This window comes from Pseudomonas sp. ADAK7, from assembly GCF_012935675.1.
In the GTDB taxonomy this organism is placed as follows: Bacteria; Pseudomonadota; Gammaproteobacteria; order Pseudomonadales; family Pseudomonadaceae; genus Aquipseudomonas.
In genome coordinates this window covers 2,872,749-2,889,857 of sequence record NZ_CP052861.1, presented here as the reverse complement: position 1 = coordinate 2,889,857, position 17,109 = coordinate 2,872,749, and the positions used below count along the sequence as shown (strand labels likewise).

The 17,109-nt window shown below is 57.6% G+C and carries 20 protein-coding genes and 1 tRNA gene; 8 read left to right on the top strand and 13 right to left on the bottom strand.

Annotated elements, in window-relative coordinates:
- The first annotated feature begins 28 nt into the window (after positions 1–28).
- From HKK53_RS13470 to HKK53_RS13445, 6 genes are all read left to right on the top strand, one after another.
- Positions 29–754, top strand: coding sequence for a hypothetical protein (locus HKK53_RS13470; RefSeq protein WP_237150782.1), 726 nt, complete (start codon positions 29–31; stop codon positions 752–754).
- Positions 755–760: 6 nt separating this feature from the next.
- Entirely contained in the window at positions 761–1,201 is a 441-nt protein-coding gene (gene fos, locus HKK53_RS13465) for a fosfomycin resistance glutathione transferase (RefSeq protein WP_169371222.1), read from the top strand.
- 34 nt (positions 1,202–1,235) lie between these two features.
- Positions 1,236–1,874 carry a LysE family translocator gene (locus HKK53_RS13460; RefSeq protein WP_169371221.1) on the top strand — a complete coding sequence of 213 codons (639 nt, stop codon included), beginning with the start codon at positions 1,236–1,238 and terminating at the stop codon, positions 1,872–1,874.
- A gap of 81 nt (positions 1,875–1,955) precedes the next feature.
- Positions 1,956–3,305 (top strand): sensor domain-containing protein, encoded by a 1,350-nt coding sequence (locus HKK53_RS13455; protein WP_169371220.1) that lies wholly within the window; start codon positions 1,956–1,958, stop codon positions 3,303–3,305.
- Between the two features lie 117 nt (positions 3,306–3,422).
- Positions 3,423–3,581, top strand: coding sequence for a KGG domain-containing protein (locus HKK53_RS13450; protein WP_010462447.1), 159 nt, complete (start codon positions 3,423–3,425; stop codon positions 3,579–3,581).
- A 74-nt stretch (positions 3,582–3,655) separates the two neighbouring features.
- Positions 3,656–4,159, top strand: coding sequence for a DUF4142 domain-containing protein (locus tag HKK53_RS13445; RefSeq protein ID WP_133837416.1), 504 nt, complete (start codon positions 3,656–3,658; stop codon positions 4,157–4,159).
- Positions 4,160–4,201: 42 nt separating this feature from the next.
- On the opposite strand, the gene HKK53_RS13440 is transcribed toward HKK53_RS13445, so the two are convergent.
- Positions 4,202–4,612: a low affinity iron permease family protein gene (locus tag HKK53_RS13440; protein ID WP_169371219.1), complete on the bottom strand. Its 411-nt coding sequence runs from the start codon at positions 4,610–4,612 to the stop codon at positions 4,202–4,204.
- Positions 4,613–4,934: 322 nt separating this feature from the next.
- On the opposite strand from HKK53_RS13440, the gene HKK53_RS13435 reads away from it, so the two are divergent.
- The gene (locus tag HKK53_RS13435) at positions 4,935–6,020 is read left to right on the top strand and encodes a type I restriction endonuclease (RefSeq protein WP_169371218.1); all 1,086 of its coding nucleotides are present in this window, start codon (positions 4,935–4,937) and stop codon (positions 6,018–6,020) included.
- A 52-nt stretch (positions 6,021–6,072) separates the two neighbouring features.
- Here HKK53_RS13435 and HKK53_RS13430 read toward each other — a convergent pair whose 3' ends face one another.
- Together HKK53_RS13430 and HKK53_RS13425 are read right to left on the bottom strand one after the other, a co-directional pair.
- Positions 6,073–6,612 carry an AidA/PixA family protein gene (locus tag HKK53_RS13430; RefSeq protein ID WP_169371217.1) on the bottom strand — a complete coding sequence of 180 codons (540 nt, stop codon included), beginning with the start codon at positions 6,610–6,612 and terminating at the stop codon, positions 6,073–6,075.
- Positions 6,613–6,735: 123 nt separating this feature from the next.
- On the bottom strand, positions 6,736–7,239 hold the full coding sequence (locus HKK53_RS13425; protein ID WP_169371216.1) for an inclusion body family protein: 504 nt from the start codon (positions 7,237–7,239) through the stop codon (positions 6,736–6,738).
- Between the two features lie 394 nt (positions 7,240–7,633).
- On the opposite strand from HKK53_RS13425, the gene tam reads away from it, so the two are divergent.
- Complete coding sequence (gene tam, locus HKK53_RS13420; RefSeq protein WP_169371215.1) at positions 7,634–8,404, top strand: trans-aconitate 2-methyltransferase; 771 nt, start codon at positions 7,634–7,636, stop codon at positions 8,402–8,404.
- A gap of 80 nt (positions 8,405–8,484) precedes the next feature.
- Here the strand turns inward: tam and HKK53_RS13415 are convergent, their stop codons facing one another.
- From HKK53_RS13415 to atzF, 10 genes are all read right to left on the bottom strand, one after another.
- On the bottom strand, positions 8,485–9,213 hold the full coding sequence (locus HKK53_RS13415; RefSeq protein WP_169371214.1) for a class I SAM-dependent methyltransferase: 729 nt from the start codon (positions 9,211–9,213) through the stop codon (positions 8,485–8,487).
- A gap of 379 nt (positions 9,214–9,592) precedes the next feature.
- Positions 9,593–9,856 (bottom strand): short-chain dehydrogenase, encoded by a 264-nt coding sequence (locus HKK53_RS13410; RefSeq protein WP_123507545.1) that lies wholly within the window; start codon positions 9,854–9,856, stop codon positions 9,593–9,595.
- Positions 9,857–10,333: 477 nt separating this feature from the next.
- Positions 10,334–10,741 (bottom strand): type II toxin-antitoxin system HicB family antitoxin, encoded by a 408-nt coding sequence (locus HKK53_RS13405; RefSeq protein WP_169371213.1) that lies wholly within the window; start codon positions 10,739–10,741, stop codon positions 10,334–10,336.
- A 37-nt stretch (positions 10,742–10,778) separates the two neighbouring features.
- Positions 10,779–10,958, bottom strand: coding sequence for a type II toxin-antitoxin system HicA family toxin (locus HKK53_RS13400; protein WP_169371212.1), 180 nt, complete (start codon positions 10,956–10,958; stop codon positions 10,779–10,781).
- 309 nt (positions 10,959–11,267) lie between these two features.
- Positions 11,268–11,341, bottom strand: a tRNA-Gly gene (locus tag HKK53_RS13395).
- 168 nt (positions 11,342–11,509) lie between these two features.
- Positions 11,510–12,394 carry an alpha/beta fold hydrolase gene (locus HKK53_RS13390; RefSeq protein WP_169371211.1) on the bottom strand — a complete coding sequence of 295 codons (885 nt, stop codon included), beginning with the start codon at positions 12,392–12,394 and terminating at the stop codon, positions 11,510–11,512.
- Between the two features lie 312 nt (positions 12,395–12,706).
- The gene (locus tag HKK53_RS13385) at positions 12,707–13,399 is read right to left on the bottom strand and encodes a pseudouridine synthase (RefSeq protein WP_169371210.1); all 693 of its coding nucleotides are present in this window, start codon (positions 13,397–13,399) and stop codon (positions 12,707–12,709) included.
- Positions 13,400–13,433: 34 nt separating this feature from the next.
- Positions 13,434–13,652, bottom strand: a complete 219-nt coding sequence (locus HKK53_RS13380; RefSeq protein ID WP_169371209.1) for a cysteine-rich CWC family protein — start codon at positions 13,650–13,652, stop codon at positions 13,434–13,436.
- Positions 13,645–15,132 carry a sensor domain-containing diguanylate cyclase gene (locus tag HKK53_RS13375; protein ID WP_169371208.1) on the bottom strand — a complete coding sequence of 496 codons (1,488 nt, stop codon included), beginning with the start codon at positions 15,130–15,132 and terminating at the stop codon, positions 13,645–13,647. Before HKK53_RS13375 ends, HKK53_RS13380 begins: the two co-directional genes overlap by 8 nt.
- Before the next feature lie 188 nt (positions 15,133–15,320).
- Positions 15,321–17,087 (bottom strand): allophanate hydrolase, encoded by a 1,767-nt coding sequence (gene atzF / locus HKK53_RS13370; RefSeq protein WP_169371207.1) that lies wholly within the window; start codon positions 17,085–17,087, stop codon positions 15,321–15,323.
- Between the last annotated feature and the right edge of the window lie 22 nt (positions 17,088–17,109).

Sequence of the window (17,109 nt, the reverse complement as noted above, 5' to 3'; positions counted from 1 at the left end):
GACTGCGCATCGATCAGGGAAGAACATGATGACCGTTAAGAAGCTACTGAACTCACTCATCGTCCTCGGCCTCATCGCGGCGGCCAGTCAGGCGCAAGCGGGTTGCGAAGAAGCCTCCTCAGACGCGCAGTCGGTCACCCTTTGCAAAGTCTGGCCGGCGTATGACGACCAGACCATTGTCGCCACGACGACGTTCAAGCCGGATTCTCCCGACGGCAACGGCGATGTCGGAAACGTCGATCTGGCGTTGGCGCTCATCCGTTCGTCCAGCGCGAAACCCCTGGCCAGCTACCGTAAAAAAGACGCCTACTCTTCGGACGCCGTGGCGTATCAAGGCCTGACCATTGATACGGCACGCTACAAGTTGACGCCGGACGCTCGCGCGTTCGGCATCCGCTCACGTTTTGAAACCAGATCAAGTATCAATTCTTACTACACGAATCAACTGGCGCTGTATCTGCGCGACGGCGCTACCTTGCGCCCGGTGTTGGAAGGGTTGGTGATGACGACGGGGCGGGGCGAGTGGGATGGCAACTGTGCGGGACAGGGCGAGCGAACCGAAAGAACCGTCGATATCGGCAACACCCATCACAACGGCTTTGCGGATCTTGTTGTCAGCTCTACCGTGACAGTGACCCAACGCTTTCTGGTGGGCAAAGAGTGCCAGGACAAGGCCAAAAAGTTGAAAACAACACGGGTCATCCTGAATTACGACGGTAAACAATACGTCGTGCCCGAAGCGCTCAAAGGTTAATCACCCATGCTCACCGGCCTCAACCACCTGACCTTCGCCGTCACCGACCTGAATCGCAGCGTCGCGTTCTATCAAGGCCTGTTGCAGCTGCGCCTCGACGCGACCTGGGACACCGGCGCCTATCTTTCGCTGCCGGGCCTGTGGTTGTGCCTTTCCTTCGATCCACTGCGAAAATCCGAACCTGCCGCCGACTACACCCATTACGCCTTCACTGTCAGCGCTGCGGACTTTCCCGTGTTCGTTGAAAACCTGCGATCTGCCGGTGTGCAGGAATGGCGCGACAACCGCAGCGAAGGCGCGTCGTTTTACTTCCTCGATCCGGACGGCCACAAGCTCGAAGCCCATGTCGGTGACCTGGCGTCGCGCCTGCAAGCCTGTCGGCAACGGCCGTACGCCGGCATGAAGTTCTTCGACGATCAGTCAGTTGATCGCCAGGACCTGAGATAAACTTGCGACCCATCGCCCCAAACAGGACTTCCCCATGACCCCATCGCTACTAATGGCCGTTCTCGCCTCCGGTTTTATCTACGGCATCACCCCCGGCCCGGGCGTGCTGGCGGTGTTCGGGATTGGCGCGGCCCGTGGTCGACGGGCGGGGGCGGGGTTCCTGTGCGGGCATTTGCTCGGGGACGTGGTCTGGTGCAGCACCGCGCTGATCGCGATTGTCGGCGCCCGGGAAATCGGCAGCACGGCGTTCGATGTGTTGGGCGTGCTCAGCGGGCTCTATCTGTTCTGGCTCGGTGTGCGGGCGATTCGCGCTCGCCGCAGCAGCGCTGAAACCCCGCAAGGGCCGGCGCGGCAGCCGTTCTGGCACGGCATCCTGTTCGGCCTGACCAATCCGAAAGCCTACCCGGTGGCCGTGGCGACGTTCACCGCGTTGCTGTCCAGCCGCGCCGAATTGCTCCATTGGTCGATGCTACCTTGGCTGATTGCCCTGAGCTTTGTGGGCGGATTGCTGGCGTACGCTATTCTCATTGGTATTGTCGGTGCGCGGCAGGTGCGCACCGTGTATCAACGCCATGAACTGTTGATCACTCGGCTGTGCGGGGTAATGTTTATCGGTTTCGCCATCAACGCCCTGGCCCATGCATTGCCGGGGTTGGTCACGAACAAGGCTTGAGGCTGATCGCGGGGATGCGTCAGCGGCACCGTTCAAGGATGGTTTTTTTATTGCTGCATTGTCCGGACACTCGCCTGCACCATGACCACCCGAAATTCCGCGCCTTTGGCGAGCTACATCGACCTGTTGCTGGACGCCGTTTGTGCGGTGGATAAACAGGGTCGCTTCGTATTTGTCAGCGCGGCTTGCGAGCGTGTTTTCGGCTACACCCCGGATGAGTTGGTCGGCCAAGCGATGATCGACCTGGTACACCCCGCCGACCGCCAGCGCACCCTCGATGCCGCGCGGGAAATCATGGACGGCGAGCCCAAGCTCAACTTCGAAAACCGCTATCTGCGCAAGGACGGCCGGGTGGTGCACATCCTTTGGTCGGCGCGTTGGTCGGAAGTCGATCAACTGCGCATCGCCGTGGCCCGGGACATCACCGAACGCAAACAGGCCGAGTCGCGACAAGCGGCGTTGTATGCGATCTCCGAAGCGGCCCATGCGGCGGAAGATTTGCTGGCGCTGTTCAAACGCATCCACACGATCATCGGTGAATGGCTGCCGGCGCTGAATTTTTCCGTGGCGCTGTACGACGAGCACTGCGCGCAGCTGAACTTTCCCTATCACATCGACGACCGTGAACATCAACCCGAACTGCCCGGCACGGTGACCGGACGCCTGTGCGCCGAGGTCGTTCGCAGTGGCCAGCCGATCTTGCTGACCCCGGACCAGGACGCGCTACCCGAAGGCTTCAAGGCGCTGGTGGCGGGGCAGGATTCCCCGTGCTGGCTCGGCGTGCCGCTGAACTCGCAGAACGGCACCATCGGTGCGCTGATCGTCAAAAGCGAGGCCGGCGGCGAGCGCTACACCGAGCAGGACAAAGAGCTGCTGCAATACGTCTGCGCCCAGGTCGCGACCGCCATCGAGCGCAAGCAGCTGCACGCGCGGCTGCAACACATGGCCCAATACGATCAACTCACCCAACTGCCCAATCGCGAATTGCTCCGCGAGCGGCTCAAATCGTCGCTGGCGAAAGCTCGCTCCGAGGGCGGGCGGATGGCGCTGTTGTACGTTGATCTCGACCGTTTCAAACAGGTCAACGACACCCACGGCCATGCGGTCGGCGACATGTTGCTGCAAGCGGTGGCCAATCGGCTCAAGGGCTGCGTGCGCGAGAGCGACACCGTGGCGCGCATCGGCGGCGATGAGTTCGTGGTGCTGCTGCACAGCATCCACGCCGCCGAAGACGCCGACAGCGTCGCCGGAAAAATCCGACAAGTGTTGGTACAACCCCTGCGCCTGGATGGCCACAGCCTGAACATCGAACCGAGCATCGGTGCGGCGCTCTATCCTGAGCACGGCACGGAAGAAAAGCAGTTGTTTCGCTACGCCGACGAGGCGATGTACGCGGTCAAACGCCTGCGTCACCGGCCGCTTGAAGCCTGAGTTTTCACCACCGTTCGTCGCAATTTCCCCGATTTTTTCTAAACCTTTGGCCTGATCGGAATTCTGATCCTATGCGGGCGTGTGCTCGCCGCGATCAACACCAAGAGGAAGAGAATCATGCCTAACTCAAGAAACTCGAACTCGGGAAACTTTGCCAACGATCGAACGAAGGCGTCTGAAGCCGGTCGCAAAGGTGGGAAAACTACCACCACGACTGTTGACAAAGACCCTGCGAAACCCGATATGGGCCGCAAAGGTGGTCAGAAATCCAAGTAGTGGATAAGGTAGTTTTGATTGAGAGGCGGGAGCGAAAGCTCCCGTTTGAATTTTTTCGAATGGAGGGCGCGACCATGAGCCGGATGGCCACCCGTATACGCAATGCCAGTTTTGCCACGTTGCTGGGCCTGTGCGCCAGCAGCGCCTTTGCCCAGTCGCCCGCCGACTTCATCAACGATGCCTCCGCCAAAGGCATGGCCGACATCGAAGCCAGTCGCCTGGCGCACCAGAAAACCGAATCCAAAGAGGTCAAGGACTACACGGTCGTCGTCATCAACGATCTGACCACCGCCAACCAGCATCTGGCGAAGATCGCCAAGAAGCTCGACCTGCCGGTGGCACCTCGTGAAGAAGTGATCGACAAGTCCAAAACCATGATCCCGGAAGTCAAGGACGGCCCGACCTTCGACCAGGCCTACGCCGCCAGCCAGGTGCAAACCACCCAGCAGGCCATCGCGCAGATCGAGCAAGAAGCGAAGACCACCGACGTCCCGGAAATCAAGGCGTTCGCCGAAGAAACCTTGCCAAAACTGCAAAACCACCTGCAGATGGCCAAGGCCCTGCAAGCCAGCCGCTAGCCCCTATGCAGCGCGGGTGACCGAGGTCACCCGCAGAGGTTTTCAGCATTGATCCAGGTTTGATTTTGGCTTGTCGCCGCTGGGGGCGACGTCCATGGAAATCGTCTCGCCTTCGCCGATCTTGCGGTACTGCTTCCTCAACTCTTCCAACTGCTTCAGATCCAGCGACTCCAGCCCCAGCATCGCGTTTTGAGCCTCCTTGGTCACCCGCAGCAACTCATCAATCTTCAAATGCAAAATATCCGTATCGCGGTTCTGGGTGTTCTGGATCAGGAACACCATCAGGAAGGTGATGATGGTGGTGGAAGTGTTGATGATCAGTTGCCAGGTGTCGTTGTAACCAAAAATCGGCCCGGTTAACCCCCACACAGCAATCAGAATGATAGCGACCATAAACGTCGTGGGACTGCCGGCCCACAGCGCGAGTTTCTGCGAGATTTTTGCGAATTTCATTGCCGTGTTCCTTATAGGGATGCGCCTGAAATTCAGACAGCGACGGCGTGTTGGAATTTCTTTTTTTACGAGTGATGTGGGGACGCGCTAAAACATCGCAGCCTTCGGCAGCTCCGATGGAATGCGCTAAACGCAGGAGCTGCCGAAGGCTGCGATCTTGGCGATCTGTAGCGAATTACTCTCTGGCTAAGGACCCTAGAAAACGGTTCAATTCCCCATTCCTGGTCGGTTTCTTTCTTTGTGCCGGTTTGTGTCTAGTATCAATGGCAGTCAAATCGCCAGCATGCAAACACTCGGATCGAAACCAAGTTAGAGGCCACTCATGGAATTCTTTGAAAAGTTAACAAGTCTAGCCGCCAAAGTTCGTTTACAAAGTGCTGCAATCAAGACGGAAGAGGCGACCAAGAACGCCTTTGTCATGCCCTTTATCAGTACCGTGCTCGGCTATGATGTTTTCGATCCGACCGAAGTGACCCCGGAATTCGTTTGCGATATCGGAACGAAAAAGGGAGAAAAAATTGACTACGCGATCATGAAAGGCGGTGAGGTCCAGATTCTGATCGAATGCAAAAAGATCGGCGAACCACTGCACATCAATCATGCCTCTCAACTCTTCCGCTATTTCCATGTCACCAGCGCTCGAATCTCCATCCTGACCAACGGCCAAGTCTACAAATTCTTCACCGACCTGGATGCGCCGAACAAGATGGACGAGAAGCCATTCCTTGAACTTGATTTACTGGAAATCGATGAATACTCCGTTCCCGAACTGATCAAGCTCACCAAGTCCGCGTTCGACGTCGATTCGATCATCAGCGCCGCAGGCGAATTAAAGTACGTCAGCCAAATCAAGAAGATCATTGCGTCGCAGGTCAGCAAACCGGATGACGACTTCGTCAAAGTTTTCGCGTCACGCGTGTACGACGGGGTCATTACGCAAAAAGTCCGTGAACAGTTCCACGAGCTGACGAGAAAGGCAGTGGTGCAGTTCCTTAATGACCAGATCAATGAACGGCTCAAGTCGGCTATGAGCGGAGCTATTCAACCAACCCTGGCTTCTCTACCTGTTCCCGCTGGTGTTGCTGAACAGCCAGATGTTCGAGATCAGTCAGAGGACAAGATTATTACGACTCTGGAGGAGCTGGAGGGTTATCACATCGTTCGCGCCGTGGTTCGTTCAGTTGTCGATGCCAAGCGGATTGTTCAGCGCGACACACAGAGTTACTTCGGCATTTTGCTTGACGACAACAACCGCAAGCCGATTTGTCGTCTGCATTTTAATCGCTCACAGAAATACATCGGGATCTTCGACCAAGAGAAAAATGAAACCCGACATCCCATCAGTTCGATAGACGATATCTACAACTATTCGGATGATTTGAAAAAGACAGTTGGCTATTACGAGTAACACGGAACCTAAAAAAACCGGTCCTTGAGGTCGGTTTTTTTATGGGATCCGCTCAAGCAGAAAGCTCCACCTCAACCGCCCAACTGAAATACCCCACCGCTTCACATCGCTGGTTAACCAACATGAAGCTCAACTCACAGGTGGCTACGCCGGCAGTGAGTTGCGAACACTCCCAATAGTGATCATCGGCCTGGTGACTGCCCGGTTGGGTCGGGTTGGTCGGGTTGGGCGCCGGGACAGTGAGGCCGGTGTGTACAACCAGTGTCGGCAGGGAGAGTACTTGGGTATCGCCCACGGTCATGTCGTAGAACACCACGTTGTTTTCAGCGAGCAAACTCACGGTGCGGCCGCGAATGTGAAAGGTTTTTCCATTGCTGACAGTTAATTTCAATAAGCTGTCATTTATAACAGGTTTCTTGGGGTCTTTGCCGACAACGGCGAAGATGAATCCGTCGCTGACAGACGTCGGATTTTCAGCCTCAAGACTCGGTGTCGGGTACTTTGCCAGCAGCGATTCGGCATCGACGATCAGCAATACATTGTTGGCGGTCGCGACGCTGGAAGAGGGCGATTTGATCGGTTCGGAAGTCATCATGGATTCCTTTCATGATGTTGGCACAACACGGAAGCCGCTTCGGTTCATGCAAGACATCCTGTTCCTGCCGAAACGGCAACGAACGGGGTAAGTCCCTTGCTGCCAAGGGACCAGCCTTCGTCAATTGGTGATGGTAATGAACGGATCCCACGAGCAGCAGCCGACGATTTTGCAGTCGCGATCGACGATCAGGAAATGGAAGTGATAGGTCACGCTACCGCACGACAGGGTTTCCGAAGACCAGTAATGGTTATCGACTTTCTGGCAGCTCGGCACCGATGGGTTGCTGGTGTTAGGGACGGCGACGCAGGCCGTAGCCTTGCGTGGCGAAGGCGGGGTGATCAACTCGTTGCCGTTGTTGCCAATGAACTTGTAGAAAATCACAGCCTTCTCGAAGCTCTGCGACAGGCTGGTTTCACGCCAGCGAATCATATCGCCCACGCTGGCTCTGACATTGAGTTCGCCACCGGCCTGGCCATTGATCACGTTGTCCCGGTTGGTCACCATGTACACATGATTAACGTCGATCATCGTTGGCCTGGCGGGGTCTTTACTGATGTTCGGGTAGTTTTTCAGAATGGTTTCGGTATCGATCGTGACCAGCACATCCGTGAATCGAGACATGGTAAAGCTCCTTGTTCATAGTGAGTGCCTGGCAATTTTCCAGACATGACAACGCTTGCTTGCCTTGCGGCCGTTGCTGAAACACTACGGGCGGAACCCACCATGCACGAGGCACGAGTTGGCCTTGCTCCTTGCGTGCAAATTAACAGGTCGGGTTCCTTCCGACTGGCCGCGATAAGGACTATAGGTGCGATATGCAGGCTGTCAAAATTGCTTTACTGTTCTCTCGACGAACGGTCGATTGGGTTATGTCTTGCAATGAATCAGCGATAAAAACCGCGTGGCATATCCTCTGCGATCGCCATAAGTCGGATTGGGCTGGCGCACCGGGCGGAGTATCGTAGCGAACCGGTTGCCGGCCCAGGCCAGGGCAACCCTTCGACAGGAGAACGCAATGAGTTGGTCCGCCAAGCAATACGTCGCTTTTGAAGATGAACGCACTCGCCCGGCTCGGGATCTGCTCGCGGCGATCCCGCCGGTGGATGCGCGCTCCGCCATCGACATCGGCTGTGGCCCCGGCAACTCCACGGAATTGTTGGTAGAGCGTTTCGACAATGCATGGGTGCGCGGCGTGGACAGTTCGCCCGACATGATCGAAGCCGCCCGCAAGCGTCTGCCGCAAGTGAAGTTCGACACCGTTGACATTGGTACCTGGAACGATAGCGGCCCGTTCGACGTGATATTCGCCAACGCGGTGTTGCAGTGGCTGCCTGATCACGCGACGTTGCTGCCGTCGCTCGCATCGCGGCTGACCAAGGGCGGCAGCCTGGCGATCCAGATGCCGGACAACCTCAACGAGCCGTCCCATCGCCTGATGCGTGAAATCGCCGCCAATGGTCCCTGGGCCAGCAAACTGGCGGACGCCGCCGGGCAACGGACAGAAATGGCGAGTGCCAGCGATTACTACTCGATGCTGCGGCCGCACTGTAAGCGGGTTGATGTGTGGCGCACGACTTACCATCATCCGCTGGCGGGTGGGGCGTCGGGTGTGGTGGAGTGGTTCAAAGGGAGTGGGTTGCGGCCGTTTCTGGATCCGCTGGATGAGGGTGAGCGGGCGGAATATTTGAAGCGGTATCTGGCGGCGGTCGAACAGGCTTATCCGGCGCTGGAGGATGGGACGGTGCTGTTGCCGTTTCCACGGTTGTTCATTGTCGCGACGCGGTAACGCTGAATGTGACACCGAACCTGTGGCGAGGGAGCGTGCTCTCCTGCCACAGAGTCATCAGTGTTCGTTCTATTTAAGTATCAACGTCCCACCGCCACCAACATCATCATCGGCCGCTCTCGCTCCTCCGCCAGAGCCGGCTGCGCTGCCACCTCGGCGTCACTCGGCCCCCATTCATTGACGTGCCGAATCGTGAATCCCGCTGCAATCAACGTATTCAGCAAAGTCCCCACCGTGCGGTGCTGCTTGATCACCCCATCAGCCAGCCAATTCGTCACACGCTCGCCTTCCAACTGATAGCTGTCCAGCGGCCAACGCTTGCGACCTTCGCCATCAATCAGCCAACCGGGATTACGCGGCGCCATGAAAATCGGGTGTTCGATGGAAAATACAAAGCGTGAACTAGGTTTCAGGGCTGCGTGGATATTGGCGAACAGGCCTGGCAGATCCTTGATGTAATGCAGCGCCAAAGAGCTGTAGGCAAGGTCGAAACTGCCGGTAGGCAAGTCGAGATGTTCAAGGTCGGCGCGGGCGTATTGGATGTTGATAGCGGAGGTCGTATTGCGCGCCTGTTCCAGCATCTTCTCCGACACATCGAGACCAAGCACGCTGTGGGCACCTTGCTCACTGGCCCAACGGCTGAACCAGCCATAGCCGCAGCCCAGGTCCACCACCTTCAAGCCTTTCATCGGCGGCAGCATTGATTGAAGCGCAGGCCATTCAGGCGCGGCGTCCAAACCTCCGATAGAACGGCCCATCTGGCTGTAACCCTGGAAAAACTCAGGATCGTCGTAAATGTTTTGCGTCATGTTCGCGTTGCTCTATTGAGTTCGTCACGGGCGGCACCGGCGGTGCGGCCGATTGGTTTCCCTCGAAGAGTGATGGCGCGTATTCGTTGATGGCCGCGCAGGGGGAGGGTGGTTGTAGATGGGGGAATGCTAGCGGGTTGGGCGCAGAGGGGGAACGAGATGTGCGTTATGGATGTGTAAGCAAGGGCAAGCCCACTCTTTGTAGCAGCTGGCGAAGCCTGCGTTCGGCTGCGCAGCAGTCGTAAAACCTGAATTCGCGGTCCTTCTGATACACCGCATCGCCTGATTTCACGACTGCTGCGCAGCCGAACGCAGGCTTCGCCAGCTGCTACAGGTACGAAAAGGGCGCCCCAAAAGGCGCCCGATCTAACCGTCAGAACTATTCCGCATCCATGCGTCGAGCGATCACGTCCAGCACATCGCAACCGTCGCGCAAGGGCACGCAGCAGAGCAATGCAAAGTCGCTGAGGACCACCGAATCAGACGTGATATCACCTCGCATCGCGAGGTTTTCCAGGAGCTGCGTCACGGCCCGGATTCTGTAACTGGCCGTGCTGAGCAATGAGTGCAGCGGTTGAGTGGTGTTGACGAACAGGGAAGGTAAATCGTCGGCGTTGCTGGTTAGAGCCATGTATTCGTTCATAAGTGATGACCATGTAGTAGTAAGACATCGCCACTCAAGTTGTCGCCAAACAAATGGGTGGCAGCTGTACGCGGGTTGGCGAACCGGACATGGTAAAACCGGCAGATCCTAGGATCTCCCACGCACAGCTACCAAAAACAGGCAGCTAAGTGCGTCCAGAAGCGCTCCGAAATTGCCCGGAAGCTTCTGCACCATGTCGCCGAGTCGCCAAACCCGACACGCCATTTTGGCGTTGGGTGACTATAGGCTTCATGGTGAAAACGCAGCAATCCGCAAGTCTACGGACAATTCCTAGACTAGTGTAGGACGTTGCTTTTTCGAAAATCGGCTTCATTCGAGGCCCGAAGAATGGGCTCCCGGCACTCAATTTGGCTGGCGTTGATTCGCTGCTTCAAAAGACGCAATCAGCTCCTCTCTAAATCCCGATCAAAAAAAACCGGTCACTAGGGACCGGTTGAACTATCAAAAATAAATTCATCAACCTTGCTGCAAAACCTTCAGCGCTGCCGAAGCCAGAAAACCCGAGCGGCTTTTCTCTTCCGGATGATGCAATACGTACTCATCAATGCGGTTGAGCAGGTAGCCAGGCAGTGTGATGTTCAGCTTCTGTGCTTTGCCCAGATATTTGGTGACATCAATATCCACCAGCGCCCAGGTGCAGCCTGCATATTTCGGATTGGCAGCATGTAAGGTGACTTTGTTGGCAGGCGGAATCGGCGAACCGTCCTCAGCCAGAATTTCGAAATGGCCCTCAATGGCTTCGCGAGCCATGGCCATCGCATCATCCAGATCCTCACCAGCAGAGAAGCAGCCAGGAATATCCGGTACTTCCACACCCCAGGCGTGTTCGTCATCGCCCATTGAAATCGAAATTGGGTAAAGCATGTTCTTTGTCCTCCTGAGACGCCGAGCATTGAGTTCGTCAGAGCAGCGCCTGTTGCAAAATACTCATGGCCGTTTTCTTGAGCAGGTCCTTTTTCGGGTGAGGAACTGTCACCAGCCCCGGCTTGGTCGGGTGCTTGAAGTGATGATGGCTGCCTCTGATTCGAACCAGATACCAGCCGTCAGCAACGATTTGGCTTATCAAAAATCGACTATTCACATCACCTCCGTGTGGTGTGCTTAGGTGGTTACTATACCTACTGGATTTGTCTGATCAACACCATAACCACCGATCCTTTTTTTCGCATCAATGGGCAAGTGCCTGCAACCGAGTCTAGGAAGGGCTTGCCGAGGAGGGCGCGGAATATCTACAAATAAGGCGTTTGCTGTATTGCAGTGTTTTGCAGAGGTGATGCGAAGCGCACACCTGGCTCAAATCCCAGACATAAAAAAACCGGCCACATCGGACCGGTTTTTTTCTATCTCTACATCCCCCGTCAAAAACCTCAACGTGAGACCAAAATTCGATTGGAGCGGGTGAAGGGAATCGAACCCTCGTTATCAGCTTGGGAAGCTGGAGTAATGCCATTATACGACACCCGCTCAGAGCGGCTGACTTTGTACCAGATGTACGCATGGATTTGAAGTTTTTCTTTATGTGCGCTGCATTTAGCACAGGTGAAACGACAATACGGCCATTCGCGGGCAAGCCTCGCTCCTACAGGTTTGCGTTAGCAGTGCAGGAGTGGGCTTGCTCGCGATGACTCTATTTCAGATTGCCAGTGCATGGTGTTCCTGGACGTAGTGGTAACGCGGTCGGCTGGTGTGTTGCGTCGGTTTCAGGAAGCCCAGCAGTGCGTTCTGGCTGTCTCGGCAGGCGGCTTTGTGTTCCATGTCGAGGAAGTGCCCGGTGGCTTGCAGGGTGCTGAAAGTGGCGTGTTGCACGTGGTTGGCGAATAGCCGGGCGCCGTCGGCGGCGGTGTATTCGTCCCATTCGCCGTTCATGAACAGCACTGGCACGTTGATTTTCTCGGCAGCCTTGAGGAAGCACTGGCGATCGCTGTGCAACAGGTCGCTGATGTGGAAGTGCATCTGCCCGTATTCGTGCTCGGCCAGGTTGCTCACATGGCGATAGTTGAAGCGCTTGAACAGCGATGGCAGGTGTTTGCCGATGGTGCTGTTGACCAGGTTGCCGACCCGGTCGCCGTCACGGCTGCCGAGGTAGTCGACGCCGCGTTCGAGGTAGTCGCGCATGTGCTCGTTGATCTCCGGGGAGAACGAGCTGATCACGGCTTTTTCGATGCGCCGTGGCCGGTGGGCGAGGGCGACCAGGGTGGCGGCGCCGCCCCAGGAAAACGACAGCACGTGTTCGGCGGCGAAGTGGTCGATCAGCTCCAGCAGGATCTGGCCTTCGACTTCCTTTGTCAGCAATTTCTCATGCTTATTGTGGGCTTTTGACTTGCCCGCGTAGGGCTGGTCGTAGCACACCACGTTGAACTGCGGATGAAGGTTTTTCACGGTCTGAGCAAACGACGCAGTCGTGGCCATCGAGCCGTTGACCAGAATAATGGTCTTCTCTGCGGCGTCTGCGCGATAGAACTCCGTGTAAACCCGATACTGACCCTGTATATCCAGCACAGCGATTTCTGGCCTCATGTCATAAGACTCCTGGGCAAGCGGGTATGCGCGCAAATGAGATTGCACGAGCTTTGTGACAGGTAGGCATTCGCCTGGAATTTGGAGCCCATGTCGATCCATTGAAGGCCGGTCGACGGGTTTTATTATTGGCGGGCAGTCTGCCGGTGGAAGGCGGAACCTGAGGGTTCTCTGCCGGCAAAAAGTTTCTTAGAAGTATGTTGTGACTCATCGGTCACAATCTGGCCGACGTCCTGATTCAAGCAGGGGCAACGGCATCGCGCAAGTGTCATTGGTAAATTGTTCGACAACTTCTGCTGAGCGGTCGCCTGCTTAGATCAATTGAATCTCTTCGGTGCGCAAGGCGCGGTACTCGCCCGGTTTTAGCGCGTTATCGAGTCGCAGCGGGCCCATGCTTTCGCGGTGCAGGCGCAGCACCTTGTTGTCGAAATGGCCGAACATGCGCTTCACCTGGTGATACCGGCCTTCGACAATGCTCAGCCGCGCCGACTTCGCCCCGAGCAGCAGCAGCTCGGCGGGCTGAGTCGTCAGGTCTTCGAAAGCGAAGTACAGCCCTTCGTTGAAGGTGACTGCATACTCCGGGCCGATCTCCTGTTCGGTCTCGACGTAATACACCTTGGGCAGTTTGGTCTGCGGTTGGGTCAGGCGTCGCGACCAGCTGCCGTCGTTGGTGATGATCATCAGGCCGGTGGTGTTGAAGTCCAGGCGTCCGGCGATGTGCAGGTCGTCCTTGTCCGGCTCGTGGATCAGGTCGAGCACGGTCGGATGTTGCGGATCGCGAGTGGCGCTGACGCAGCCGGGCGGTTTGTTCAGCATGAAGTAGCGCGCAGGTTTGCCGACTTGCAGCACCTCGTCATCGACTTCGACACGGCTGAATTCCAGCACTTCGCTGTGCGGATCGCTGACGACTTTTCCGTCGATGCGCACGCGTTTTTCCACCAGCAACAGACGCACCTGCTTACGGTTGAAGCGCGGCAGGTTGCTCAGGAAACGGTCTACACGCATGAGTTAAACGTCGGACGGAAAAGGGCCGCGCATCTTACGTGATCGGCCGAGCGGCTGCTTGCAGCTGCGCCTCGACTTGCGCGCAACGCGGGCACAGGCAGGAGAGGTCGCGCAGTTCGGCCGGCAGTGCTTCGAGGACCGCCGGGTCGATGCTGACGCCGTAGCACCAGCAGGCGCGGTCGGCGGTTCGCGGGTCGGCCAGGCTGCAGTCGTTGGGGGCGCCGCAGGCTGGACATAGTTGGGGCTTATTCATAAACGGAGTGAGGCATTTCCACGCAGGTGCGGTTGCGACCGGCTTGTTTAGCCCGGTACATCGCATGATCGGCCCGGGACAGCAATGTATGCAAGGTTTCATCTGGTTGCAGGGTGGTCAGGCCAATGCTGACGGTCAGTTGCAGGTCCTTGCCGTTGTAGGCATAACGCTGTTTTTCCACATGCTGGCGAATTTTCTCGGCGATTTTCTGACCGGTCTCACCGTCGGTGTCCTTGAGCAGCACGATAAATTCCTCACCGCCCCAACGGCAGACGATGTCGGAATGGCGCAGACAACTTTCCAAATCCCGGGCGAAGCCGATCAGCACCTGATCGCCGGCGAGGTGGCCGTAGGTGTCGTTCAAGACCTTGAAGTGGTCCAGGTCCAGCAACAATGCGGTCAGCGGTTTCGGTTCGCGCTGGGCTTCGTGCATCGCTTGTGCCGCCAGCAGGTCGAAGCCGCGGCGGTTGGGCAGTTCGGTCAGGCTGTCGAGGGTGGCCTGGGCCTGGATCTTACTCTGATAGCGCTTGATCACGCGGTTGAGCAGGGCCAGCACAATCAACGTGACCAGCAGACAGATCAGTAGGTTGAGGTACAGCGACTCACGGATTTCACTGAGGGCGCCGTCTTCGCGCTTGTCGACGAACAGGTACCAGTTCAGCTCGGGAATGAACCGCACGTTGAGGAAATGGCCCTGACCGTGGACGGAATATTCGTAGCTGCCGCTGTGGGGTTTGGGCAACTGGCTGACCAGGCCTTTCATGCTGTCGAGTTCGCCGAGGCTTTGACCGACCCGCGCGCCGTCGGGGCCGCCCTCGGCGCCAGTGAGCACCAGTCGGCCGAAGGTGTCGACGAAGTACACGCTGCGTTGATAACGCTGTTGATACTTGTCGATCAGCTTGATCACCGCATCCACCGTCAGGCCGACGCCCGCCGCGCCGATGAAGCGTTTGTTGTAGTCGTAGACTTTGTAATTGATGAAGAACGTCAGGTTGTCCTTGTTGGCCAGGTCCGGGTCGACGTTGATTTCGTAGGGCTCTTTCATGTCGCGAACGCGGAAGTACCAGGCGTCCCGCGGTTCGTCGACCTTGATCTGCTTGAGCACGCCTTTGGCGTGGTAGTAGGTCAGGCTGCTGTTGGAGACGAAGAACGCGGTGTAGGCGCCGTAGTGGGTCATGACCTCGTTGAGGTAGCGGGTCATCTGGTCGGGATCGTGCTCGCCGTTGACCACCCAATCGCGCATGAAGGTGTCGCGGGACATCATCGAGGAAATCAGGATCGGTCGGACCAGGTCTTTCTGGATTTCCGAATAAACCGTGTCGGACGTCAGCGGCAGCTCGGTGTTGACGATGTTGTCGCGGATCGACGCTCGCGAGGCGTAGTAACTGAGAAAGGAGGTGGCGAGGAACCCGGCACCGAGCAACGCGATCAGCGTGAGCACCAACGAACGTTGGGAATACAGCGGCGAGCGAAGCGGCATGGTGGTTCCGTTGGCAGTGACCCGATGGCATGCATTCTAGTGGCCTCGGGCGGAAATAACCGCTGCATTTACGCGGGGTGATCGTTCCCACGCTCCGCGTGGGAATGCATCCAGTGGCGCTCTGCGTCACGCTTGCGAAGGGACGCGGAGCGTCCCGGGCGGCATTCCCACGCGGAGCGTGGGAACGATCATTTAGCGAGGTAAGCACGCCAGCCGCCTAGATGGCTGATATTAACCGCCCCCTCCAGCCCATAGCCCTCACAAATAAACCCACTCTCCCAGCGCCCATCCGCCAGCTGTACCTTGCCCAACCCCAACGGCGCCGGAATCCCGGTCAGAAACGACCCCAACTCACTGCTCGGCAATTCCCAAACTTCCACCGCAATCGCCACGCCCCCGTCCTTCACCCGCACCATCCCCGGACGAAACGGCGGACCACCGGCCAACGCATACAGTTGATAATCCGGCGAACTGAGCGTCGTCTCCACCAACCGAGCCCCGCGCTGCTTCAATTGCCAGTTCAATGCCAGCCCCTCCAGATGTGCGCCACACACCACCAATCGTGCGCGATCATTGCGGGCAACCGTCGCTGGCGCAGGCGAACCTTGTTGACGTTGAAAAGCATCCGCCACGCTCAACAGATACTGATCAGTAAACGCCCGGCCAAACAGCGTCACGCCCCATGGCAAACCGTTGCCCATAAAACCGCTGGGCACGGCGACGGCGGCGTAGTCGAGCAGGTTCATGAAGTTGGTGTAATAGCCCAATTCGGAATTGCGCAGCACCGGTTCCGCTGCCAACTCTGCCAAGGTCACGGGACGGCCGATGGTCGGTGTGAGCACGCAATCGAGACCTTCCAGCGCCTGGTCGCACAGGGCCTTCAAGGTTTGCAGTCGATACTGCGCGCGGAAGGTCTGCACGCCCGTCACCGCCGGGGCCTTGGCCAGTACCGCGCGGATCACCGGCAACACCGCTTCAGGATTTTGTTCCATCAACTCGCCGGCCACGCTGTAGCGCTCGGCGACCCACGGTCCTTCATAAAGTAGCTGTGCCGCTTCGAGGAAAGGCGATAGGTCCAGCTCCACTGCTTCACCGCCCATGGTTTTGAGCTGGTCGATGGCATCGCCAAACAGCAACGGGCCTTCAGGGCATCCAAAAAACGCCAGGTCTTGCGCACGGGGAACGCCAAAGCGAAACGGGCGCGGCGCACCGAACGCCGAGCCGTCATTCCACGACGGATTGCTGCGACTGTAGGCATCCCGTGGATCGAGGCGCGCCGTCAGCGCCAGCAACTGACTGGCCTCGCGAGCCGTGGCGGTGAAGGTCGTGACGCAATCGAGCGTACGACACGCCGGCACCACGCCGCCCGTAGAAATCAATCCTTTGGTAGCTTTCAATCCCACCAGATTATTCAGCGCCGCTGGCACCCGACCGGAACCTGCCGTGTCCGTCCCCAGGGCAAAACTCGCCACCCCCAACGCCACCGCCAACGAAGATCCCGCGCTGGAACCACCCGACGGATACTCCGGCAACACGCTGTTCGGGCACGCGCCATAAGGCGAGCGACTGCCATTGAGCCCGGTGGCGAACTGGTCGAGATTGGTCTTGCCCAACGGAATCGCCCCCAGCGCCAGCAACTGCTCGACGATGGTTGCCGAGTGTTCCGGCACATAGGCAAAGGCCGGGCACGCCGCCGTGGTCGGAATGCCTGCCAGGTCGATGTTGTCCTTGATTGCGAACGGCACACCGTACAGCGGCAGGCTGTCGAGATCGCTCTCGTCGAGGGCGGCGAGGTACGGCTCCAGTTCTTCGACACTGAGCAAATGGATGAACAGGTGATAATCCGGATTCAGCGCCGCCGCTTTGTCCCGCAGGCCGAGCAGCAGTTGCCGAGGCGTGGTCTGACCGTCGCGATAAGCGCTGCGCAGGGCATCGAGTTGCAGATTGAAATTCATGATTCGATCCTTTTCAAAATGA